Origin of the sequence: Streptomyces sp. NPDC059002, assembly GCF_042740435.1 — a bacterium.
GTDB lineage: Bacteria > Actinomycetota > Actinomycetes > Streptomycetales > Streptomycetaceae > Streptomyces.
This window is the reverse complement of the sequence record NZ_JBHYJI010000048.1, coordinates 1-20,793: the sequence shown is the minus strand read 5'-3', so window position 1 is coordinate 20,793 and position 20,793 is coordinate 1. Positions and strand designations below refer to the sequence as shown.

Below are 20,793 nucleotides of genomic sequence, written 5' to 3'. Positions count from 1 at the left end.
CGACAGCGAGTCCTGCTAGCCACTGTCGGTCGCCGATTCTCCGTACGAGGGCCGGTACCGATAGGTTTTCGACGTACCCGACCGCTATCGAAAGGGTGATCCGTTGAGCCGCTCGGTTCTCGTCACCGGAGGAAACCGGGGCATCGGCCTCGCCATCGCCCGCGTCTTCGCCGAAGCAGGCGACAAGGTCGCGATCACCTGCCGCTCGGGCGAACCGCCGCAGCAGCTCGCCGAGCTGGGTGTCCTCGCCGTCAAGTGCGACATCACCGACAGCGAGCAGGTGGAGACGGCCTACAAGGAGATTGAGGAGAAGCACGGTCCTGTCGAGGTGCTCGTGGCCAACGCGGGCATCACCAAGGACCAGCTCCTCATGCGCATGACCGAGGAGGACTTCACGTCCGTCCTCGAGACCAACCTCACCGGCACCTTCCGGGTCGTCAAGCGCGCCAACCGCGGCATGCTGCGCGCCAGGAAGGGCCGCGTCGTCCTGATCTCCTCCGTCGTCGGTCTGCTCGGCTCCGCGGGACAGGCGAACTACGCCGCCTCCAAGGCGGGCCTTGTCGGCTTCGCGCGCTCGCTCGCCCGCGAGCTCGGGTCGCGGAACCTCACCTTCAACGTCGTCGCGCCCGGTTTTGTCGACACCGACATGACCCAGGCGCTGACGGAAGAGCAGCGCAAGAGCATCGTCTCCCAGGTGCCGCTCGGCCGTTACGCGCAGCCCGAGGAGATCGCCGCCGCGGTCAAGTTCCTCGCGTCGGACGACGCTTCGTACATCACTGGTGCCGTCATCCCGGTTGACGGCGGATTGGGCATGGGTCACTGATCACCATGAGCGGAATTCTCGACGGCAAGCGCATCCTGATCACCGGTGTGCTGATGGAGTCCTCCATCGCCTTCCACGCGGCCAAGGTCGCCCAGGAGCAGGGCGCGGAGGTCATCCTGACCGCCTTCCCGCGGCCCACCCTCACCGAGCGCATCGCCAAGAAGCTCCCCAAGCCCGCCAAGGTCATCGAGCTCGACGTGACCAACCAGGAGCACCTGGACCGCCTGGCGGGCATCGTCAAGGAGGAGCTCGGCGGCCTCGACGGCATCGTGCACTCCATCGGCTTCGCGCCGCAGGGTGCCTTCAACTTCCTCGAGGCGACCTTCGAGGACGTCTCGACGGCGATGCACGTCTCGGCGTACTCCCTGAAGTCGCTCACGATGGCCTGCCGTCCGCTGTTCGAGGGCGGTGCCTCGGTCGTCGGCCTCACCTTCGACGCGCAGTACGCCTGGCCGAAGTACGACTGGATGGGCCCGGCCAAGGCCGCCCTCGAGGCGACCAACCGCTACCTCGCCCGTGACCTGGGCAAGGAGAACATCCGCTGCAACCTCATCTCCGCGGGCCCGATCGGCTCCATGGCGGCCAAGTCCATCCCCGGCTTCGCCGACCTCGCGGAGGTCTGGAACACCCGCTCCCCGCTGAACTGGGACATGGCCGACCCGGAGCCCGCGGGCCGCGGCATCGTCGCGCTGCTCTCGGACTTCTTCCCGAAGACCACCGGCGAGATCATCCACGTCGACGGCGGCGTGCACATGATGGGTGCCTGACCAGGTACGTCGTACGTCGGTGACGCCCCGTCCCCCGCAGCGCGCGGGAGGCGGGGCGTCGCCCGTTCGGCCCCCTTGCCGGGCGGCGGCGGGGGAGTGCCGCGCACCCTGAAGTGTGCGTCCGTCACCTGCCGCGGTGCTCGCCGCCCTCGCCCTGCTGGTCGTCGCGCCGAGCGGCGTGCCGCAGGAGCGTGCGCACGCGCGCGTGGCGGCGGAGCCCCGGCCCCGGCCCTTCGGTGCGGAGTGCCGCACCGGAGTCGAGGGCTCCCGGGTGGTCGCCGAGTGCCACAACCCGTATCCCGAGACCGACCGGGTGCGCCTCCACGTGGAGTGCGACCGGTGGTGGGACATCGACCTCGACAGCGCCCCGGTCGATGCGGGGCCCGCGCAGACCGTGCGCCTGACGGGACGCTGCTGGAAAGAGGTCCGCTCGGTCTGGGTCAGCCACCAGAAGTGAAGGCGATCGGGCGGTCCCGGGTCAGCTGCCGGACATGACCGTGACCGGGCGGTCCAGGGGCAGCCGCCGGAAGTAGCCGTGACCGGGCGGTCCAGGGTCAGCCGCCGGAAGCGGCCGGGCGGCACATGAACGGGTAGCCCGCCGCCTCGGCCCCGGCCGCCTCCGCGTCCTGCGCGCGGATCGCCTCGACGAGCCGGTCGTGATCCATGTGCGTCTCGGGGGTCAGCTCCTTGCCGATGTCCTCGCGCAGCCAGTCCCGCAGGACCTCGCCGAGGTCGGCGTAGAGCGCCGTCATCACGTCGTTGTGGGAGGCCGCCACCACGGCCATGTGGAACGTCGCGTCGGCCGTCACGAAGGCCTCCGTGTCCCCCGAGGCCCAGATCTCCTCGCGCCGCGCCAGCAGGGCGTCGAGCTGCTTGAGGTCCTTCTCCGTGCGGCGCTCCGCGGCCAGCTTCGCCGCGCTCGACTCCAGCGTGCTGCGCAGCTCGGCGATGTGCCCCGGCTCCGCGTCGGCGAACCTGCGCTGCATCACGCCCGCCAGCTCGCTGGTCGCCACGACATAGGTGCCCGAGCCCTGCCGGATGTCGAGCAGGCCGTTGTGCGCGAGGGCGCGCACGGCCTCCCTGACGGTGTTCCTGGCCACACCGAGCTGCTCGACGAGTTCGGGCTCGGTGGGGATGCGGGAGCCGACCGGCCACTCGCCCGACGAGATCTGATTGCGCAGCTCGGAGATGACCTGCTCGGAGAGTGCCGAACGGCGAGGGGTGGTCAGTGGCATGACGTTCCTTCGTGCGTGGCCGGGGTCTTGTGGCGCAGCGGATGACGAGTCGTGTGACGCAAACGGACTGGACAGCCAATCATCCCATGATTCTATGATGGCTCCATGGCTAGTGAGAAAACCGAGACGATGACACCGACAGAGACACCCTCCATACGCACCGGGGCCGCGGAGAAACAGGCCCCCACGCGCGCGTGGGCCACCCGGCTCGTCATCGTCGGCATCGTCCTCGCGGCCATGAACCTCCGCCCCGCGATCACCAGCCTCGGCGCCCTCCTCGAAGAGGTCCGCGACGGCCTCGGCATGAGCGGCACCCTCGCCGGACTGCTCACCTCCGTGCCGCCGCTCTGCTTCGCGATCTTCGGCGTGATGGCCCCGCGGCTCGCCCGGCGCTTCGGACCGAGCGCCGTGGTGTGCGTCGGCATGGCCGCCATCGCCGCGGGCCTGGTGATCAGGCCCTTCATCGGCGGCACCGCGGGCTTCCTCGCCGCCACCGCGCTCGCCCTCATGGGCATCGCGGTCAGCAACGTCCTGATGCCGGTGATCGTCAAGCGCTGGTTCCCCGACCGGGTCGGCTCGATGACCGGTCTGTACTCGATGGCGCTCGCGCTCGGCACCTCCCTCGCCGCGGCCGTCACGGTCCCCATGACCGACGCCCTCGGCGGCCGCTGGCAGACCGGCCTCGCCGTCTGGGCGGGGCTCGCCGTCGTCGCCGTCCTGCCGTGGATCCCGCTCGTCCGTGACCGGGGCGCGGCATCGGCCGCCGCTCCGGAGCACGTCAGCAGGACCGTCAAGGAGGAGGACGACGGACTGCGCATCACCCACAGCCGTACGGCCTGGGCGCTCGCCGTCTTCTTCGGGCTCCAGGCCACCGCGGCGTACATCACCATGGGCTGGATGCCGCAGATCTTCCGCGACGCGGGCGTGCCCGCGGGCGAGGCGGGCGTGCTGCTCGCCGTCACCATGGCCATGGGCGTACCGCTGGCCTTCGTCATCCCCCGGGTCGCGACCCGGCTGCCGAACCAGGGCCCGGTCGTGATCGTCCTCGGCCTGTGCGGCCTCGCCGGATACGCGGGCCTCTACCTCGCCCCGGCCGGCGGCGCCTGGGCGTGGGCGCTGCTGCTCGGCATCTCCAACTGCGCCTTCCCGCTGGCCCTCACCATGGTCGGGATGCGGGCCAAGAGCAGCGTGGGCGTGGCCAAGCTGTCCGCCTTCGCGCAGAGCACCGGCTATCTGATCTCGATCCCGGGGCCGCTGCTCGTCGGTGTGCTCTACCAGCACAGCGGCGGCTGGGGACTGCCGATCGCGCTGATGGCGGGCCTGATGGTGCCGCAGATCATCATCGGCACCCTGGCGGGCCGCAACCGCACCGTCGAGGACGAGGTGGCGGCCAGGGCCGCGACGGCCTGACCCCACCGACGGGGGTTCGGGCAAAGGGTGCGAGACTGACCGTATGCCCGTCCTCGACCCGAACCCCCAGAACGGCCAGAAGAAGTTGCTCATCGTGCTCGGCGCGATGCTGGCCATCACCGTGATCATCGGCATCGTCGCGTCCGTCGCCTCACCGTGAACCGGCCCCCGCGAGGCGGATGGTGGGGTTAACACCACCATCCCCTAGGGGGCCAGTCTCAGGGTCAAGTGGGTGGATCACCGGATGGGTTGAGGGCCGCCGATCGCCTAACTTCGAGTTGTGCCCGCGAAGACGCGGCACACAGACCTCGAAGACCACGGAGGCGGCATGTCGGCCCGTTCGCACACCCGGCGCGACCCGGCGGACGCCGGAAGTGTCGAGATCCAGCTTCCCTGGTGGGCGATCGCCCTGCCCGCCGTCGCCTTCGCGGCCCTGCTCCTGCTGATCCTGAACCCCGCGGACGCGCACGCCGCGAGCAGCGAGCCGTTCGTCGCCCACCTCCTGGAGCGCATACAGGAGACGGTCCAGCGCATGGCCCCCTGACCCGCCGCCGACCAGTGCCGTCACCCGTGCCGGGTGACCGCGTCAACTCCCTGCGCCCCGTGGCGCGTTTCATGCGAAGCTGGGATGCATGAGCGTCGCAGAACCCCGCAGGATTGTCCTTTTCCGGCATGCGAAGGCCGACTGGCCGCAGGTGTCCGACCACGAGAGGCCGCTCGCCGATCGGGGCCGCAGGGACGCCCCCGTCGCCGGGCGCAGGCTGGCCGACAGCGGCATCCCCTTCGACCTGGCCCTCTGCTCGACCGCGGCCAGGACCCGTGAGACCTGGAAGCTCGCCGTCCAGGAGCTGCCGCAGCGGCCGAAGACCGTCTACGAGGAGCGGCTCTACGAAGCCTCTCCCGGCGAACTGATCGCCGTGCTCAACGAAACCCCGGACGACGTGCAGAACATCGTCCTGATCGGCCACAACCCCGGAGTGCAGGGCCTGACCGACGTCCTCGCGGGCGAGGCCGAGGGCGATGCCCGGACGCGGCTCAACCGCCGCGGCTTCCCGACCGCCACCTTCGCCGTCCTGACCTACGCCGGTTCATGGAAGGCACTTGAGCCCGGCGTGGCCACGCTCGTCGACTACTGGGCGCCGTCCGAGTAGCCCCCTTCCGCCCATGACGACGGGGCCCGGCACCAGAAGCGGTGCCGGGCCCCGTCGACGTACGAGAGAAGTGCGGTGCCGTCAGTCGGCGTGCGTGTCCGCCGCCTCGACCTCTTCGCGGGTGATGCCGAGGAGATAGAGGACGGTGTCCAGGAAGGGCACGTTCACTGCGGTGTGCGCGGCCTCGCGGACCACGGGCTTGGCGTTGAAGGCGACACCGAGACCGGCCGCGTTCAGCATGTCGAGGTCGTTCGCGCCGTCGCCGATCGCGACGGTCTGCTCAAGGGGGACGGCGGCCTCCGTGGCGAAGCGGCGCAGGAGCCGCGCCTTGCCCGCCCGGTCGACGATCTCGCCGGTCACCTTGCCGGTGAGCTTGCCGTCGACGATCTCCAGGGTGTTGGCCTGGGCGAAGTCGAGGCCGAGACGTTCCTTCAGATCATCGGTGACCTGGGTGAACCCGCCCGAGACCACGCCCACTTGGTAGCCGAGGCGCTTGAGCGTACGGATGAGGGTGCGGGCGCCGGGGGTGAGCCGGACCTCGGAGCGGACCTTGTCGACGACCGAGGCGTCCAGGCCCGCGAGGAGCTCCACGCGCGCGTGCAGCGACTGCTCGAAGTCCAGCTCGCCGCGCATCGCGGCCGCGGTCACCTCGGCGACCTTGTCCTCGCACCCCGCGTGCGCGGCGAAGAGTTCGATGACCTCGTCCTGGATGAGCGTCGAGTCGACGTCCATCACGACCAGGCGCTGGGCACGGCGGTGCAGGCCCGCCGCGACGACGGCGACATCCACGCCGAGCTTCGACGCCTCCAGCGCGAGGGCGGTGCGCAGCGACTCCGTATCCGTACCGGAGACCGCGAACTCCACGGCGGTGACCGGGTACTTGGCGAGACGGAAGATACGGTCGATGTTGCCGCCGGTCGCCGTGATGCGGGCGGCGATCGCGGCCGTCGACTCCGAGGTCAGGGGGTGGCCGAGGACGGTCACCAGCGAACGCCCGAGCCCGCGGGGCCGGTTGTCGCCGATGCCGGAGATGATCTCGGCCTGCATCTTCATGGAATCCGCCCAGCTGTGGACGGTGGAACGCAGGTCGCCCTCCAGGCCGGCGGGCGGCTCGGTCACGAGCGCGCACAGCACGATGCGGCCGCGGGTGACGACCTGCTCGATGTCGACGACGTCGACGGAGTAGGCGGCGAGGGTGTCGAAGAGGCCGGCGGTGATGCCGGGGCGGTCCTTGCCGAAGATCTTGACGAGGAGCGTCGGGACGTCGGCAGACTGAGGGGGCTGCGAAGCACTCATGGTGATCCCTACGGTATCCGCCCCCTCCCTGCGGGTGCCTGGGCGGTCCGTCTGCCGGACACCTGGCCTGCCGTTTCGCGGCAGAATTCGCCGGCCCGCCCACCTGTGTGCTCCGTGCTGCAAGGTCGAAGCAGGGGACTGTTCAGCGCGGGCGTCGTGGCCTCCCCGGTGGGGGCGGGCCCTCCTCCGGTGGCGGTGGGGGAGGCGGCGGTGGCGGTGGCCAGTCCGTCGAGCGGGATCGTGGGCGGGGTGGTGGCACGACCGGGCCCACCACGGTCGGGGCCCCGGAGACGTCCCGGGGCGGCCGGGTGGGGGAGTCACCCGGCGGGGGAGCCCCGTCCCCGCGCGGACGCGGTCGCAGATAGGGATTCGTGTCGGGGTTCGGCGGCCGGTGCGGAGTGCCGGGGCGGTACGGTCCCGCCTCGGACGGTCCGGCTTCGGATGCTCCTGCCACGGCCGGTTCCGGCGCCGCGGCACGGGCCGGACCCTCGCCCCCCGCGAGCGCGAGCACCGCAGCGCTGCCTCCCGCCGCCCCCGTGGCCGCCGCGAGCAGCGCCCCCACGAAACCTGCGCCGAACCCCCACGCGGCCCCGAGCAGCACCGCCGTCCCCAGCCGCCCGTGCAACTCGACCCCCGCGTCGAACGCGTCGAAGCCGAACACGGACAGCGAGGCATCGGCGGAGAGACCGGTCAGCCACACAAGGAGCGGAAGCCCGAGCGCCGTCACGACCCCGAGCCGCACGCCGCAGCGCCCCGCGAATCCCAGAGCGCCCACCTCACGCGCGCCCGTCTCCCGCGCGGCCCCGTCCGGTACGCCCTCTTCATGTGCAGAGGAATCCCGTGGAGAGGAATGCCGTCCCGAAGAGCGCCGCCGCAGAGCCCCGGCCCCCGACACCCCCCGCACCCAAGGAGTCCGGACGGCCGTGAGCACCCCCGCGAACAGCATCATCAGCGCCGCAGCGACCCCCAACAGCCAGACCCGGCCGTCGAGTTCCGCGAGGCGGTCGAGGGTGAGCGCCTTGTCGGCAGGTCCGTTCAGGAGGTCGTCCACCGGATCCGGCAGGAACTGGGTGAGCGCCCCCGTCGCCCTGCCGTCCCACGGCACGAAGAGCCCGACGGGGACGCCGAGCCACACGCCGTTCGGTGCCCCGAGCAGCGCGGCACCGGCGATCCGCCGGGGGTGGTCGTCGCCCACCATTGCGTACACGGCGGCCGCGAGACCCGCGACGACCGCCATCACGATCACCGCGACCAGCGCGGACACGGCGGGCCGCACCACCTGGTGCAGCGCGTCGAGGGCGCGCGGCAGCGGTGTGCGGCGCGAGGCGAGCAGCGCGATGAGAAGCACGCCGACCACCCAGAGCGCGCCGCCGAGCAGCGTCGGCGCGGTGTCCACCGTGAACCCGACCGCGGCCTTCGCCGCCGCCAGGTCCCCGAGCCGGTCGGGCAGCAGGCCCCCGATGCCGCCGGGCAGTTTGTCGCCGATGCCGCCCGGCAGTTTGTCGAGCCCTTCCTCGATCCCCTTGTCGATGCCGAGCTGTTCGCCGTCGATCGTGATGATGTCGTGTCCTGCCCAGGCGAGGCCCGCGAGCATCGCGAGGAAGAGGGCGATCACCGCGCCCAGGCGGGCGGCGAGTTCACCGGGCGAGATGGTGACGCCGGCCCCGCGCAGCGAGCGCAGGAAGAAGTGGGCCAGCAGGAGTGCGCCCACCAGGCCCACGCCGAGTGGCGCGATGTCGATGGCCGTGGCCGCTTCCGCACCCTTCAGGCCGAATGCGGAGACGTCGCCGGACGGCGTGACCGATCCGCCCGCGCCGAGCACCACCGTGGCCGCCGTCATCGGTCCGAGTGAGCCCACCGAGTCCGCGTCGAGCAGATGCAGCCCGAGCGCCGCCGTCCCCGCCATGCCGACCAGGGCCCAGCTCACCGCGGCGATCGCGGAGAGCAGCACGTCACCCCACCGCACGCCCCGGCTTTCGCCTTTGTATTCGTCGGTCTGCAACAGAGGACCCCCCGAACCACAGTTCGCCGCCCCAAATGCACGTAATGCTCTCAATGCGCATGATCCGTAGGCACTGATGGGCGCTTACTACTCTCCGGGGCGATATCTGCCCCGTCAACGGGACGGCCGTAGAGGCCCGTACGCAGTCTTCACAAGGCCCGACTTTCGGTCAGAGCCCTCCGCCTGAAATAGTTCCTCCCGATGTTCGACATCCCTAGACTCCCCATCGATGGGGGCTAGCTCGGGGGACAACTCAGTGGGGCATGGAGTGCCGGAACTCGTACTGGAATTGAATGGAAGGACCTGGACGCTCGACCCGTCCAGGCCATACACCCTCGGACGTGATCCGCAGGGAGACATCTCGCTTGACGACGCCAGGGTGTCCTGGCGTCACGCCACGATCAGCTGGAGCGGTCGCAGTTGGGTCATTGAGGACCACGGCAGCACCAATGGCACCTTCGTGCAGGGCCAGCGGATCCACCAGATGGAAATCGGCCCGGGTTCGGCCGTGCACCTCGGCAACGCGACCGACGGTCCGCGGGTGAATGTGTCCGGCAGCGCCTCGGGCGCGGCCGCGGCGGCCGCCGTCTCGGCGCCGCAGCAGCACGCCCAGCAGCAGGCCGCGCCGCAGCACGCGCCTCAGCAGCCCCAGCAGGAGGCTCCCGGCTGGGCCGCGCAGGCCCCTCAGCAGCAGGCCCCGCACCAGCAGGCACCCCAGCAGCAGGCCCCGTACCAGGCGCAGCAGCAGGGCTGGCAGCAACAGCAGCCGCCCCAGCAGCACCAGCCGCCGCAACAGCAGCACCAGCCGCACGTGCCCCCGCAGCAGGGCGGCCCGTCCGGTTCCGGCGGCGTCGCGGGGGCTCCGCCGGTCTACGGTGACCGCAGCCCGACCACGTTCCACCAGCTGGCGCTCGGCCGGAAGATGCGCATCGGTCGTGCCCTGGAGAACGAGCTGGTCGTCTCCGACCTGCAGGTCTCGCGCCACCACGCCGAGTTCACGGCGACGCCCGACGGCCGCTTCGAGATCCACGACCTCGGGTCGCACAACGGCACGTACGTCAACGGCCAGCCGATCGCGAAGTCCTCGACGGTCCTGATCGGCCCGAACGACATCGTCGGCGTCGGCCACTCGACCTTCCGCCTGGTCGGCGGGCAGCTCGAGGAGTTCGTCGACACCGGTGACGTCTCCTTCTCGGCCCGCCACCTCACGGTCACGGTCGACGGCGGCAAGCAGATCCTCAAGGACGTCTCCTTCGGCGTCCCGGAGAAGTCGCTCATCGCGGTCATCGGCCCCTCGGGTTCCGGAAAGTCCACCCTGCTCAAGGCGCTCACCGGCTACCGGCCCGCCAACCAGGGCGACGTCCTCTACGACAACCGGAACCTGTACAAGCAGTTCGCCGAGCTGCGCCAGCGCATCGGCCTGGTCCCGCAGGACGACATCCTGCACAAGGAACTGACCGTCAAGAAGGCCCTCAAGTACGCGGCCAAGCTGCGCTTCCCCGCGGACACCACGGAGCAGGAGCGCGAGGCCCGCATCGACGAGGTGCTGCGCGAGCTCAAGCTGGACATCCACAAGGAGAAGAAGGTCACCTCCCTCTCCGGTGGCCAGCGCAAGCGCGTCTCCGTGGCCCTGGAGCTGCTGACCAAGCCGTCGCTGATCTTCCTGGACGAGCCGACCTCCGGCCTCGACCCGGGCATGGACCGCGACGTCATGCAGCTCCTGCGCGGTCTCGCCGACGACGGCCGCACGGTCCTCGTCGTCACGCACTCGGTCGCCGAGCTGGCGATCTGCGACAAGCTCCTGGTGATGGCGCCGGGCGGTTCGGTGGCGTACTTCGGTCCGCCGGAGGAAGCCCTCAACTTCTTCGGCTACAGCACCTGGGCCGACGTCTTCTCCGCCTTCGAGAACTACCGCGACTACGACTGGGCGGGCCGCTGGAAGGGCTCGCAGCACTACCAGATGTACGCCGCGGACATCGACGCCGTCGCCGCGCAGTCCGTGCAGATGCCGCCGCCCCAGGCGGTCAGGCCGCCGAAACCGCAGGGCTGGGGTTCGCAGCTGTGGACCCTGATCCGCCGCTATGTCTCGGTGATCGCCTCCGACAAGGGCTTCATGGGCCTGATGGTGATCCTGCCCGCGGTCCTCGGCATCGTCAGCGTCGTGATCCCGGCCGACTTCGGCCTCGCCCCGCCGAAACCGCCGGTCAAGTTCAACGGCGACGCGGGCACGATCATGCTGATCCTCGCGGTCGGCATGTGCTTCTCGGGCGCGGCCAACTCCGTACGTGAGCTGATCAAGGAACGGGTCATCTACGAACGGGAACGGGCCACCGGCCTGTCCCGCTCGGCGTACCTGATGTCCAAGGTCATCGTCCTCGGCGTGATCACGGCCATCCAGGGCGTCATCATCTGCGGCATCGGTTTCGCGCCCCGCGACCTCCCGGAAGAGGGCCTGATCATGCCCCCGGCCGTGGAGATCTGCCTGACGATCATCGCGCTCGGCTTCACCTCGATGATGTTCGGCCTGGTCATCTCCTCGCTGGTAAAGACCTCCGAGAAGACCATGCCGCTCCTGGTGATGTTCGCGATCGTCCAGGTCGTCTTCACCGGTGTCCTCTTCCAGATCTACGGTTCGCCGGGCCTGGAGCAGTTCGCCTGGCTGATGCCGTCCCGCTGGGCCATCGCGGGCGCGGGCGCCACGCTCGACCTCGCGCACCTGATGCCGCCGTGGGACCCGAAGAAGCCGGGTGACCTGGACCCGCTGTGGGAGCACTCGGCCGGACAGTGGGGCCTCAACATCACGGTCCTGCTGCTGCTCGGCATCGCCTGTGGCTTCGCGGTCGCGCGCCTGCTGCGCCGGCACGAGCCGGAGGTCATGCGCAAGTGATCACCGTGCCCCCTGGGCACACGAGAAGGGCGGCACCCCGCACGGGGTGCCGCCCTTCGGCGTCTGTGGGCCTCGCTTCGGCTGAAGAGGTCCGTTGATCAGGCGATCAAGGCTCAGTAGGCGCCGTTCACGTTGTCCATCGAGCCGTACTTGTCGGCCGCGTAGTTGGCCGCGGCGACGATGTTGGCGACCGGGTCGTAGATGTTCGTCGAGGTGCCCTCGACGTGGTACGCGTCGAACGTCGGCTGGATGACCTGGAGCAGGCCGATCGACGGGGTGCCGTTCTGGGCGTTGATGTCCCAGCCGTTCATGGCGTTCGGGTTGCCCGTGGACTCGCGCATGATGTTGCGGTGCAGGCCCTCGTAGGAACCGGGGATGCCCTTGGACTTCATGATGTCCAGGGACTGGCGGATCCAGCCGTCGAGGTTGTTGGCGTAGACGGGCTTGCGGGCGGCGGCGCGGCTGGCGGCCTCCTTGGCCTTGCGCTCGTCCTCGGCCTTCTTCTTCGCGGCGGCCTCGTCGGCGGCCTTCTTGTCGGCGGCGGCCTTCGCGGCGGCGTCCTTGGCCTGCTTGTCGGCGTTGGACTGCTGCTTGGTGACGCTGGCGTGGACCGTCTGCTGCGCGTCGGAGGACACGGCGAAGGCCACGGGGGAGACGTCGGCGGCCTGGGTCCCGGCCTCGGAGCTGCCCGGCACGAGGGAGAACGCGAGGGCGGCGGCGCCGAGCGTGGCGACACCGGCGATCGAGAACTTCTGGGCCTTGGTCACGGTGTTGCGACTATGGCCAGGGGTGCTGTGCTTGGACATGCGAGTGGGACCTCTTCGAATAGCGGAGGTCGCTCTGGTCCGGCGGGGACACTTGCTTCTCCGGCACAAACGCCGCGGTGCGGGACCGCGGCGCCGAGCGACGGGAGCAATTCTTAGCGGCAGCAAAATTCTGTGGCAAAGGTGTGACGTACGATCCCGGGTAGTGGATCAGGGGGTGCGCCGATGCCTCAGACGCCCTCACACCCCCCGTACATAAAGGGATTCCTTATCCACTAGGGACCTTCGTACGTGATGTGCGTCCTATGCGCGGGCTCACATCGGACGCGTAACAGTCTCACCATGAGTTGCCTCAGCAACGCTCACAGTGAGGACGCTCCTCCGGGAGGAGGAGGTGGACGTCGCCGAACTCGTGCCACAGGTAGAGACGGCGTACCGCCTCGGCATAACCCCGGTCGACCGCGGCACGCCCCGCGACCGCCTCCAGCATCAGCAGATGCGAGGCCTGCGGCTCGTGCAGCCCCGTGAGCAGCCCGTCCACCACGCGTACGCCGCGCTCGGGGGTCACCACGAGATCGGTGCGCCCCGCCGCCGCGCGGACCACGCCGTCGGCGCCCGCCGCGGACTCGACGGCACGCACGGCCGTCGTCCCCACCGCGACGACCCGGCCCCCGCCCGCCCGCGCGGCGTTGATCAGCCGCGCCGACGACCGCGGCACCTCGAAGAGCTCCGGATACGGCGGCTCGTGCGCCTCCTGCGACGCGACCCCCGTGTGCAGCGTGACGGGCGCGAACTGCACACCCCTGCTCACCAGCTCCGCCACGAGCGCGGCCGTGAACGGCCGCCCGGCGCTCGGCATCTCCGCACTGCCCGCACCGTCCGCCGACGGCAGCGCGAAGACGGTCTGGTGCGCGGAGAGCGGCTGGTCCCTTTCTGTATAGGAGTAACGAATGGGCCGCCCGTGCCGCCGCAGGAGATCCGGCACATCGCCCGACACCCGCACCCACCACAGCCGCCCGCTCCCCGCCGCGAGCCGCTCCTCATATACAAGGCGTACGTCCCCGGGCAGCCGCACCACCGAACCGGCGGGACCACCGGCACGCGCGCGCGTGGTGCCCTTCCCGTCCGGGTCGCGCAGCTCCACCGCCCAGCGCCCGTCCTCGCCCCGCGTGGAGAAATGCACCACCACGCGCGCGTGCCCGATGCGCCCGTCGACCGCCGCGGCCAGCGTCCGCGACGTATTGACGACGAGCAGGTCCCCGGCCCGCAGCAGCGTCGGCAGCTCGGTGAACGCGTGGTGCGTCACCGTGGTGCCGTGCGACACGAGCAGCCGCACCGCGTCCCTGCCGAGCCCGGCACCCCGCTGCTCGGCGGGCACCCGGGCGAAGAGCGCGTCGGGCACGCACAGGGGCGCGCCGAGCACGCTCACCGGGCGCCCGCGAGCAGGTCGGGCGCCGTGTAGCGGCCGCTGGCCGGACGCCGGACGATGATGTCGAGGAAGGCGGGCACCACGGTCTCCGGGAGCGGCCGCTCCGACGGATCATCGGGCACCGCGGCCCGGTACAGATCCGTGCGCATGTCCCCGGGGTCCACGGCCCACACCCGGATCCCGGGCTCCTCCACCCCGAGCACCGCGGAGAGGTGGTCCAGAGCGGCCTTGGAAACGCCGTACCCGCCCCACGTCTCGTAGGGCTCGACGGCCGCGTCGGAACTGACGTTCAGGACCGCGCCCGCGGAGGCCCGCAGCAGCGGCAGTGCCTCCTGGACGAGCCCGAGGGCCGCCACCACGTTCGTCTCAAGGGCGGCCCGCAGCCCGTCGAGCGCGAGACCGTCCAGGCGTACGAGCGGCGCGGCGCCCAGCGCGCTCGCGTTGTTCACCAGCAGATCGAGACCGCCGAACCGGCGCGCCGCCGCCACCAGGTCCGCGCGGTGCCCCGCGTCCCCGACATCCCCGGCCAGCGCCGCCACGCGCGCGCCGCCCTTCGAGAGCTCCCGCGCGGTCTCCTGGAGAACCCCGGCCGTTCTGGCGTCGAGCACCAGATCCCAGCCGCTCTCCGCGAGCGCCGTGCCGAGCGCGCGCCCCAGCCCCTTCGAAGCCCCCGTAATGATCGCCACCGGCATGACATCCATCCCCTCGGGTCGTCCGTCCAGGAGACCCAACGTAGGAACGACCCCCTGCCTCACACCTCGTACGCGGGCCGTAACTCCCCGGGGCCCTTCGGACTAGTCCCGGCCCATGGGCCTAGGCCCCCGGCCCTAGGCGGGGGCCGCCACAGGTCCGATACGCACTGTCACACCCCGCCGGTACGGTGTGGCCATGAGTCAAGGACCCCGATCCGGCCTGAACGCGGTGAGCGCCGCGTTGCTGGCCATGAGCAGGCATCTGGAGGTGCGCGACGTCCTCAAGACGATCGTCGCCTCGGCCCGCGAGCTGCTCGACGCCGAGTACGCGGCGCTCGGAGTCCCCGACGACCACGGAGGGTTCGCCCAGTTCGTCGTCGACGGCGTCAGCGACGAGCAGTGGAAGGCGATCGGACCGCTGCCCCGCCAGCACGGCATCCTCGCCGCGATGCTGCGCAAGGCGGAGCCCGAGCGCCTCGCCGACGTGCGCAAGGACCCGCGCTTCGAGGGCTGGCCCTCGGCGCACCCGGACATGTCCGACTTCCTCGGCCTGCCGATCCGCTACGGAGACGAGACCCTCGGCGCGCTCTTCCTCGCCAACAAGAAGTGCGCCAAGCCCCAGGGCGGCTGCGGCTTCACCGCGGACGACGAGGCACTGCTCTCCATCCTCGCCCAGCACGCGGCGATCGCCCTCACCAACGCCCGTCTCTACGAGCGCAGTCGAGAGCTGACCATCGCCGAGGAGCGCTCGCGCCTGGCCCATGAACTGCACGACGCCGTCAGCCAGAAGCTCTTCTCGCTGCGCCTGACGGCCCAGGCCGCGGCCGCCCTGGTGGACCGCGACCCGTCGCGGGCCAAGGGCGAACTGCAGCAGGTCGCGGCGCTCGCGGCCGAGGCCGCGGACGAACTGCGCGCCGCCGTCGTGGAGTTGCGCCCGGCGGCCCTCGACGAGGACGGCCTGGTGGCCACGCTGCGTACGCACACCCAGGTGCTGCACCGCGCGCACTCCGCCCGGGTCACCTTCGAGAGCAACGGCGTACGGGCGCTGCCCGCGTCCCAGGAAGAAGCCATGCTGCGGGTCGCCCAGGAGGCCCTGCACAACGCGCTGCGCCACTCCGAGGCGGAGCATGTGGCGGTGGTCCTGGAGAAGCGCGGTGCCGGAGCCGTCCTGCGCGTCATCGACGACGGCAGCGGCTTCGACCCCCATGCGATACGGCGCGCGGGGCGGCACTTGGGCCTGGTCTCCATGCGGGACCGGGCCAGCGGGGTCGGCGGACTGCTGACCGTGGAATCGGAGCCCGGCAAGGGCACGACGATCGAGATGGAGGTTCCCGGTGGCTGACTCTGTGCTCAACCCCAAGGCAGGGATCCGGGTGCTGCTGGTCGACGACCACCAAGTGGTCCGTCGCGGTCTGCGTACGTTCCTGGAGATCCAGGAGGACATCGAGGTCGTCGGTGAGGCGTCGGACGGCGCCGAAGGCGTGGCGCAGGCCGAGGAGTTGAAGCCGGACGTCGTCCTGATGGACGTCAAGATGCCCGGCATGGACGGCGTCGAGGCGCTGCGCAAGCTCCGTGAACTGGCCAACCCCGCGCGCGTGCTCATCGTCACCAGCTTCACCGAGCAGCGCACGGTGGTCCCCGCCCTGCGCGCGGGCGCCGCGGGGTATGTCTACAAGGACGTCGACCCGGACGCCCTCGCCGGCGCCATCCGCTCGGTGCACGCGGGACACGTCCTGCTCCAGCCCGAGGTGGCGGGCGCCCTGCTCACCCAGGAAGAGGCCAACGGCACGCAGGGCAGGGGCGGTTCGCTCACCGAGCGCGAGCGCGAGGTCCTCGGCCTGATCGCCGACGGCCGCTCGAACCGCGAGATCGCCCGCGCCCTCGTCCTCTCCGAAAAGACCGTCAAGACACATGTCTCGAACATCCTGATGAAGCTGGACCTGGCCGACCGGACCCAGGCCGCCCTGTGGGCCGTACGACATGGGGTGACCGGCTGATCGGCGGTGCCGGGGCGGCGACGGGGCGGTCAGAGCGGACCGTCCTGTTCCGGGCTGAGATTCATACCGTCGTGTGGATGTCCCCTGTCCGGCGCAACCTGCGCGCCGCCCGGCCGTTCTCCAGTGCATGCTGCGGCGGCTGGCCGTGGCAGTCGCTAGGAGGATCCTGAAGTGAAGAACCTGAAGAAGGCCGCTGCCGTCACGCTCGTCGCGGGTGGCCTCGTCGCCGCTGGTGCCGGTCTCGCCTCCGCCACCGGTGGTGCGGACGCCCACGGCAAGGCCGTCGAGTCGCCGGGCGTCGGCTCGGGCAACCTGGTTCAGGCGCCGGTGCACGTCCCCGTGAACGCCGTCGGCAACACCGCGACCGTCATCGGTGGCCTCAACCCGACCTTCGCGAACGACGGCTTCAACGGCTGACGAACGCCACGGGTCCAGCAGGACCACCGGCCCCCCGGGTACTTCCCGGGGGGCCGGTCCGCGTTTTCGGGCCGGGACCGCGGACCCCGCACCCGGCTCGAAAACGCGGATCTCCGTAACGCCTGGCGCGCCCGCAAGTTCCGCAGATCGTCGGCCTATTGATCCAAACGGGGGCATCGCAACCCCGCCCCGTGTCATCCGGACGGCCCAGGCGTTTCTCAGCGTGCGACCCCGCGGCTGGGGTCGCTACGAAATAGCAGGAGGAACACTTCCCATGAACATCGCCAAGAAGGCCGCCCTGGCCATCGCCGTCGCCGGTCTCGCCGCGGGCGCCTCCGCTGGTTCCGCGTTCGCCGACGCGGACGCCAACGGCAAGGCCGAGAACTCCCCGGGCGTCGGCTCCGGCAACCACGTGCAGGCCCCCGTGCACGTCCCCGTCAACGCCACGGGCAACAGCGCCAACGTCATCGGTGCGCTCAACCCGACCTTCGACAACTCCTCGTCGAACGGCTGACGTACCGCCTGCACCGGCACGGAAGGCCCCGCGGACCACACGGTCCGCGGGGCCTTCCCCGTTGCGGGGCGAGCGCCGCTCAGTGCCGCTCCCGCTCCTCCACGTACGCGTTGTAGGCGGCCACCTGGGCCCGCCTGGCGGTCCGCTCCACCGGACGCAGCGCCTGGCCCCGCGCGGCCATCTCCGAGGCGCTCACGGCGCCGCCGTGGCCGTTCTCGTACGCCAGGGAAATCAGCAGCCCGACCCGCTGCGCCAGCTCCAACACCCGTACCGCACGCGGCGGATACCCGGGCGCGAGCACCTCGCGGCCCCGCTCGGCCCGCGCCCGGTACGCGTCGAGCGCCGCCTCCGCGACCGGACCCGACCCCGCGACATCGAGCCGGGAAAGCACCTCCGTCGCCTCCCGCAGCGCCTCCGCCAGCTCGCGCTCCGCCTCGCCGAGCGAGGGCACGTCGGCGGGCGGCGCCTCGCGCACGGGCAGGCAGTGCCAGACGACCTCGACATGCACGTCGCCGTCCGGCCCCGCCTCGTACACCTCGGGCACCAGGCCGTACGGCGCGCCGAACGCGACGACGGCCTCCTCCGCGTCGAGGGCCCGGGCGTTGAACTCGGGCGGCCCGCTCAGCCCGAGCGGATGCCCCGGCGCGGGCAGCGCCACCCGCAGACCCGTCACGCCGAGTCTGCGCAGGCGTCCCATCGCGAGCGTGAGTCCGACCGGGCCCGACTCACCGGGAAGTCCTTCGACCCGGTGCACCGCGTCCTCGCCGACCATCGCGAGCACCGCGTCATCCGGAGAAACAAGTCCGGCCAAAAGGGCATTTCCCCATGCGGCCAGGCGTCCTGAGCGTGGTTCCGAGAGCATGCACACAGCCTAAGGACCGGGCTCACGACAGGAACGGTCGGCCGGTGGCGTAGGTTTTATCCGGGGGCCGCGTCCACAGGCGCGAGCGACGACCGAGACTGCAATGGGAGACAGCGCGCTCATGAGCGATGTACTGGAGCTTGAGGACGTATCTGTGGTCCGCGAGGGCCGGGCTCTGGTGGACCAGGTCTCCTGGTCGGTCAAGGAAGGGGAGCGCTGGGTCATCCTCGGCCCGAACGGCGCGGGCAAGACCACCCTCCTGAACGTCGCCTCCAGCTACCTCTTCCCGAGCACCGGCACCGCCACCGTCCTCGGCGAGACCCTCGGCAAGCCCGGCACCGACGTCTTCGAGCTGCGCCCGCGCATCGGCATCGCCGGCATCGCGATGGCCGAAAAGCTCCCCAAGCGCCAGACCGTCCTGCAGACGGTCCTCACCGCGGCGTACGGCATGACCGCGGGCTGGCACGAGGACTACGAGGACGTCGACGAACAGCGCGCCCGCGCCTTCCTCGACCGCCTCGGCATGAGCGACTACCTGGACCGCAAGTTCGGCACCCTCTCCGAGGGCGAGCGCAAGCGCACCCTGATCGCCCGCGCCCTGATGACCGACCCCGAGCTGCTGCTCCTGGACGAGCCCGCGGCGGGCCTCGACCTCGGCGGCCGCGAGGACCTCGTGCGCCGCCTCGGCCGCCTCGCCCGCGACCCGATCGCCCCCTCGATGATCATGGTCACGCACCACGTCGAGGAGATCGCCCCCGGCTTCACGCACGTCCTCATGATCCGCCAGGGCAAGGTCCTCGCCGCGGGCCCGCTCGAGCTCGAACTGACCTCGCGCAACCTCTCCCGCTGCTTCGGCCTTCCGCTGGTCGTCGAGCAGAAGAACGACCGCTGGACCGCCACGGGGCTCCCGCTCAGCTGATCCGCGCCCTGTCCCCGAAGGGACCTGCGGTCCTACCATGACCATGTGGACATCGACGCATGGGTGTGGTGGCTGATCGGCGCCGCCGCGCTCGGAATCCCGCTCGTACTGACCGCCATGCCGGAGCTCGGCATGCTGGCCGTGGGCGCCGTCGCGGGCGCCGTGACCGCGGGGCTCGGCGGAGACACGGTCCTCCAGGTCGTGGTCTTCACCGCGGTGTCCGTCGCGCTCATCGGCGTCGTACGGCCGATCGCGGCCAGGCACCGCGCACAGCGCCCGGAACTGGCCACCGGAGTCGAGGCGTTGAAGGGCAGGTCGGCCGTCGTGCTGGAACGGGTCGACGGCTCCGGCGGGCGCATCAAACTGGCGGGCGAGATCTGGTCGGCCCGCGCACTCGACACGGACAGCGCCTACGAGGCGGGCCAGGAGGTCGACGTCGTCGAGATCGACGGAGCGACGGCGATCGTCATGTGATTGCCCCACGGACCGGGCGACGGTCTGACAGACTCGACCAGCAAGATCTTCGCGATGTCGCGGATCTTTCCGGGAACACCGAGGCATGAAGGGTACGGGGAACCACGATGGAACCAATCATCATCGTCCTGATCATTCTGGTGGTGCTGGTCTTCATCGCCCTGATCAAGACCATCCAGGTCATCCCGCAGGCCAGCGCCGCCATCGTCGAGCGCTTCGGCCGCTACACCAGAACGCTGAACGCGGGCCTCAACATCGTCGTCCCGTTCATCGACTCGATCCGCAACCGCATCGACCTCCGTGAACAGGTCGTCCCGTTCCCGCCCCAGCCGGTGATCACCCAGGACAACCTCGTCGTCAACATCGACACCGTCATCTACTACCAGGTGACCGACGCGAGGGCCGCGACCTACGAAGTCGCCAGCTACATCCAGGCGATCGAGCAGCTCACCGTCACCACCCTGCGCAACATCATCGGTGGCATGGACCTGGAGCGGACCCTGACCTCCCGCGAGGAGATCAACGCGGCCCTGCGCGGCGTCCTCGACGAGGCCACCGGCAAGTGGGGCATCCGCGTCAACCGCGTCGAGCTCAAGGCGATCGAGCCGCCGACCTCCATCCAGGACTCGATGGAGAAGCAGATGCGCGCCGACCGCGACAAGCGCGCCGCGATCCTCCAGGCCGAAGGTGTACGGCAGTCGGAGATCCTGCGCGCCGAAGGTGAGAAGCAGTCCGCGATCCTGCGCGCCGAAGGTGAGGCCAAGGCCGCGGCCCTGCGTGCCGAGGGCGAGGCCCAGGCGATCCGTACGGTCTTCGAGTCCATCCACGCCGGAGACCCGGACCAGAAGCTGCTCTCCTACCAGTACCTCCAGATGCTCCCGAAGATTGCCGAGGGCGACGCGAACAAGCTCTGGATCGTCCCCAGCGAGATCGGCGACGCCCTCAAGGGCCTGTCCGGCGCGATCGGCAACTTCGGCCCGATGGGCGGCGGTTCCACCCCGTCGCCCACGGAACGCCGCGAACAGCCGCCGATCGACTGATGTGAGCGGCCCCCCCCGTGCCCCGTAGGGGCGCGGGGCTGTGACATTGTGCGGCTCCGCCGCGTGGGCGCGATCAACCCAGAACGGCCCGCAGCCAGGCACCGACCGGTGCCT

At 70.7% G+C, this 20,793-nt stretch carries 22 protein-coding genes; 15 read left to right on the top strand and 7 right to left on the bottom strand.

Annotated features, from left to right (window positions below; all coding sequences use genetic code 11):
- Positions 1–103: 103 nt before the first annotated feature.
- The 3 genes from fabG (at position 104) to ACFWZ2_RS32135 (ending at position 2,047) form a co-directional block, all read left to right on the top strand.
- Positions 104–823, top strand: coding sequence for a 3-oxoacyl-[acyl-carrier-protein] reductase (fabG, locus tag ACFWZ2_RS32145; protein WP_384551660.1), 720 nt, complete (start codon positions 104–106; stop codon positions 821–823).
- Positions 824–828: 5 nt separating this feature from the next.
- Complete coding sequence (fabI, locus tag ACFWZ2_RS32140; RefSeq protein WP_384551658.1) at positions 829–1,590, top strand: enoyl-ACP reductase FabI; 762 nt, start codon at positions 829–831, stop codon at positions 1,588–1,590.
- Between the two features lie 115 nt (positions 1,591–1,705).
- Positions 1,706–2,047: a hypothetical protein gene (locus ACFWZ2_RS32135; RefSeq protein ID WP_384551656.1), complete on the top strand. Its 342-nt coding sequence runs from the start codon at positions 1,706–1,708 to the stop codon at positions 2,045–2,047.
- 97 nt (positions 2,048–2,144) lie between these two features.
- On the opposite strand, the gene ACFWZ2_RS32130 is transcribed toward ACFWZ2_RS32135, so the two are convergent.
- Positions 2,145–2,825 carry a FadR/GntR family transcriptional regulator gene (locus tag ACFWZ2_RS32130; protein WP_384551654.1) on the bottom strand — a complete coding sequence of 227 codons (681 nt, stop codon included), beginning with the start codon at positions 2,823–2,825 and terminating at the stop codon, positions 2,145–2,147.
- Between the two features lie 105 nt (positions 2,826–2,930).
- Here ACFWZ2_RS32130 and ACFWZ2_RS32125 point away from each other — a divergent pair, with 105 nt between their 5' ends.
- The 4 genes from ACFWZ2_RS32125 (at position 2,931) to ACFWZ2_RS32110 (ending at position 5,386) form a co-directional block, all read left to right on the top strand.
- On the top strand, positions 2,931–4,235 hold the full coding sequence (locus tag ACFWZ2_RS32125) for a CynX/NimT family MFS transporter (protein WP_384551652.1): 1,305 nt from the start codon (positions 2,931–2,933) through the stop codon (positions 4,233–4,235).
- A gap of 43 nt (positions 4,236–4,278) precedes the next feature.
- Positions 4,279–4,395, top strand: a complete 117-nt coding sequence (locus ACFWZ2_RS32120; protein WP_107102012.1) for an SGM_5486 family transporter-associated protein — start codon at positions 4,279–4,281, stop codon at positions 4,393–4,395.
- A 168-nt stretch (positions 4,396–4,563) separates the two neighbouring features.
- Complete coding sequence (locus tag ACFWZ2_RS32115) at positions 4,564–4,779, top strand: hypothetical protein (protein WP_384551650.1); 216 nt, start codon at positions 4,564–4,566, stop codon at positions 4,777–4,779.
- Between the two features lie 88 nt (positions 4,780–4,867).
- Complete coding sequence (locus tag ACFWZ2_RS32110; protein ID WP_384551648.1) at positions 4,868–5,386, top strand: SixA phosphatase family protein; 519 nt, start codon at positions 4,868–4,870, stop codon at positions 5,384–5,386.
- 81 nt (positions 5,387–5,467) lie between these two features.
- On the opposite strand, the gene serB is transcribed toward ACFWZ2_RS32110, so the two are convergent.
- Positions 5,468–6,682, bottom strand: coding sequence for a phosphoserine phosphatase SerB (gene serB / locus ACFWZ2_RS32105; RefSeq protein ID WP_384551646.1), 1,215 nt, complete (start codon positions 6,680–6,682; stop codon positions 5,468–5,470).
- 142 nt (positions 6,683–6,824) lie between these two features.
- Positions 6,825–8,684 (bottom strand): streptophobe family protein, encoded by a 1,860-nt coding sequence (locus ACFWZ2_RS32100; RefSeq protein WP_384551644.1) that lies wholly within the window; start codon positions 8,682–8,684, stop codon positions 6,825–6,827.
- Between the two features lie 268 nt (positions 8,685–8,952).
- Here ACFWZ2_RS32100 and ACFWZ2_RS32095 point away from each other — a divergent pair, with 268 nt between their 5' ends.
- On the top strand, positions 8,953–11,571 hold the full coding sequence (locus ACFWZ2_RS32095; protein WP_384551642.1) for an FHA domain-containing protein: 2,619 nt from the start codon (positions 8,953–8,955) through the stop codon (positions 11,569–11,571).
- A 113-nt stretch (positions 11,572–11,684) separates the two neighbouring features.
- Here ACFWZ2_RS32095 and ACFWZ2_RS32090 read toward each other — a convergent pair whose 3' ends face one another.
- From ACFWZ2_RS32090 to ACFWZ2_RS32080, 3 genes are all read right to left on the bottom strand, one after another.
- Positions 11,685–12,377 (bottom strand): DUF6033 family protein, encoded by a 693-nt coding sequence (locus tag ACFWZ2_RS32090; protein WP_384551640.1) that lies wholly within the window; start codon positions 12,375–12,377, stop codon positions 11,685–11,687.
- 310 nt (positions 12,378–12,687) lie between these two features.
- Complete coding sequence (locus ACFWZ2_RS32085; RefSeq protein ID WP_384551638.1) at positions 12,688–13,764, bottom strand: S-adenosylmethionine:tRNA ribosyltransferase-isomerase; 1,077 nt, start codon at positions 13,762–13,764, stop codon at positions 12,688–12,690.
- Positions 13,761–14,456 (bottom strand): SDR family NAD(P)-dependent oxidoreductase, encoded by a 696-nt coding sequence (locus ACFWZ2_RS32080; protein WP_384551637.1) that lies wholly within the window; start codon positions 14,454–14,456, stop codon positions 13,761–13,763. Before ACFWZ2_RS32080 ends, ACFWZ2_RS32085 begins: the two co-directional genes overlap by 4 nt.
- Positions 14,457–14,652: 196 nt before the next feature.
- Here ACFWZ2_RS32080 and ACFWZ2_RS32075 point away from each other — a divergent pair, with 196 nt between their 5' ends.
- The 4 genes from ACFWZ2_RS32075 to ACFWZ2_RS32060 all read left to right on the top strand — a co-directional run bounded on the left by ACFWZ2_RS32075 (position 14,653) and on the right by ACFWZ2_RS32060 (position 17,384).
- The gene (locus ACFWZ2_RS32075; protein WP_384551635.1) at positions 14,653–15,798 is read left to right on the top strand and encodes a GAF domain-containing sensor histidine kinase; all 1,146 of its coding nucleotides are present in this window, start codon (positions 14,653–14,655) and stop codon (positions 15,796–15,798) included.
- Positions 15,791–16,453, top strand: coding sequence for a response regulator (locus tag ACFWZ2_RS32070; RefSeq protein ID WP_384551633.1), 663 nt, complete (start codon positions 15,791–15,793; stop codon positions 16,451–16,453). Before ACFWZ2_RS32075 ends, ACFWZ2_RS32070 begins: the two co-directional genes overlap by 8 nt.
- A gap of 171 nt (positions 16,454–16,624) precedes the next feature.
- Complete coding sequence (locus tag ACFWZ2_RS32065; protein WP_384551631.1) at positions 16,625–16,870, top strand: chaplin; 246 nt, start codon at positions 16,625–16,627, stop codon at positions 16,868–16,870.
- 274 nt (positions 16,871–17,144) lie between these two features.
- Complete coding sequence (locus ACFWZ2_RS32060; RefSeq protein ID WP_384551629.1) at positions 17,145–17,384, top strand: chaplin; 240 nt, start codon at positions 17,145–17,147, stop codon at positions 17,382–17,384.
- Positions 17,385–17,463: 79 nt separating this feature from the next.
- Here ACFWZ2_RS32060 and ACFWZ2_RS32055 read toward each other — a convergent pair whose 3' ends face one another.
- Entirely contained in the window at positions 17,464–18,246 is a 783-nt protein-coding gene (locus tag ACFWZ2_RS32055; protein WP_384551627.1) for a hypothetical protein, read from the bottom strand.
- A 121-nt stretch (positions 18,247–18,367) separates the two neighbouring features.
- Between ACFWZ2_RS32055 and ACFWZ2_RS32050 the strand changes: the two genes are divergently transcribed.
- The 3 genes from ACFWZ2_RS32050 (at position 18,368) to ACFWZ2_RS32040 (ending at position 20,679) form a co-directional block, all read left to right on the top strand.
- Positions 18,368–19,165: an ABC transporter ATP-binding protein gene (locus tag ACFWZ2_RS32050; protein WP_384551625.1), complete on the top strand. Its 798-nt coding sequence runs from the start codon at positions 18,368–18,370 to the stop codon at positions 19,163–19,165.
- A gap of 45 nt (positions 19,166–19,210) precedes the next feature.
- Complete coding sequence (locus tag ACFWZ2_RS32045) at positions 19,211–19,639, top strand: NfeD family protein (RefSeq protein ID WP_384551624.1); 429 nt, start codon at positions 19,211–19,213, stop codon at positions 19,637–19,639.
- Positions 19,640–19,746: 107 nt separating this feature from the next.
- A complete protein-coding gene (locus ACFWZ2_RS32040) occupies positions 19,747–20,679 on the top strand; it encodes an SPFH domain-containing protein (protein WP_384551622.1) in 933 nt (310 codons plus the stop codon).
- Positions 20,680–20,793 lie beyond the last annotated feature (114 nt).

Excerpts from the sequence above, each read along its gene's own strand:
- fabI (WP_384551658.1), top strand. The coding sequence starts at position 829 with ATGAGCGGAATTCTCGACGGCAAGCGCATCCTGATCACCGGTGTGCTG.
- ACFWZ2_RS32130 (WP_384551654.1), bottom strand. The coding sequence starts at position 2,825 with ATGCCACTGACCACCCCTCGCCGTTCGGCACTCTCCGAGCAGGTCATC.
- ACFWZ2_RS32125 (WP_384551652.1), top strand. The coding sequence starts at position 2,931 with ATGGCTAGTGAGAAAACCGAGACGATGACACCGACAGAGACACCCTCC.
- ACFWZ2_RS32120 (WP_107102012.1), top strand. The coding sequence starts at position 4,279 with ATGCCCGTCCTCGACCCGAACCCCCAGAACGGCCAGAAGAAGTTGCTC.
- ACFWZ2_RS32115 (WP_384551650.1), top strand. The coding sequence starts at position 4,564 with ATGTCGGCCCGTTCGCACACCCGGCGCGACCCGGCGGACGCCGGAAGT.
- ACFWZ2_RS32110 (WP_384551648.1), top strand. The coding sequence starts at position 4,868 with ATGAGCGTCGCAGAACCCCGCAGGATTGTCCTTTTCCGGCATGCGAAG.
- serB (WP_384551646.1), bottom strand. The coding sequence starts at position 6,682 with ATGAGTGCTTCGCAGCCCCCTCAGTCTGCCGACGTCCCGACGCTCCTC.
- ACFWZ2_RS32090 (WP_384551640.1), bottom strand. The coding sequence starts at position 12,377 with ATGTCCAAGCACAGCACCCCTGGCCATAGTCGCAACACCGTGACCAAG.
- ACFWZ2_RS32080 (WP_384551637.1), bottom strand. The coding sequence starts at position 14,456 with ATGCCGGTGGCGATCATTACGGGGGCTTCGAAGGGGCTGGGGCGCGCG.
- ACFWZ2_RS32075 (WP_384551635.1), top strand. The coding sequence starts at position 14,653 with ATGAGTCAAGGACCCCGATCCGGCCTGAACGCGGTGAGCGCCGCGTTG.
- ACFWZ2_RS32060 (WP_384551629.1), top strand. The coding sequence starts at position 17,145 with ATGAACATCGCCAAGAAGGCCGCCCTGGCCATCGCCGTCGCCGGTCTC.
- ACFWZ2_RS32055 (WP_384551627.1), bottom strand. The coding sequence starts at position 18,246 with ATGCTCTCGGAACCACGCTCAGGACGCCTGGCCGCATGGGGAAATGCC.
- ACFWZ2_RS32050 (WP_384551625.1), top strand. The coding sequence starts at position 18,368 with ATGAGCGATGTACTGGAGCTTGAGGACGTATCTGTGGTCCGCGAGGGC.
- ACFWZ2_RS32040 (WP_384551622.1), top strand. The coding sequence starts at position 19,747 with ATGGAACCAATCATCATCGTCCTGATCATTCTGGTGGTGCTGGTCTTC.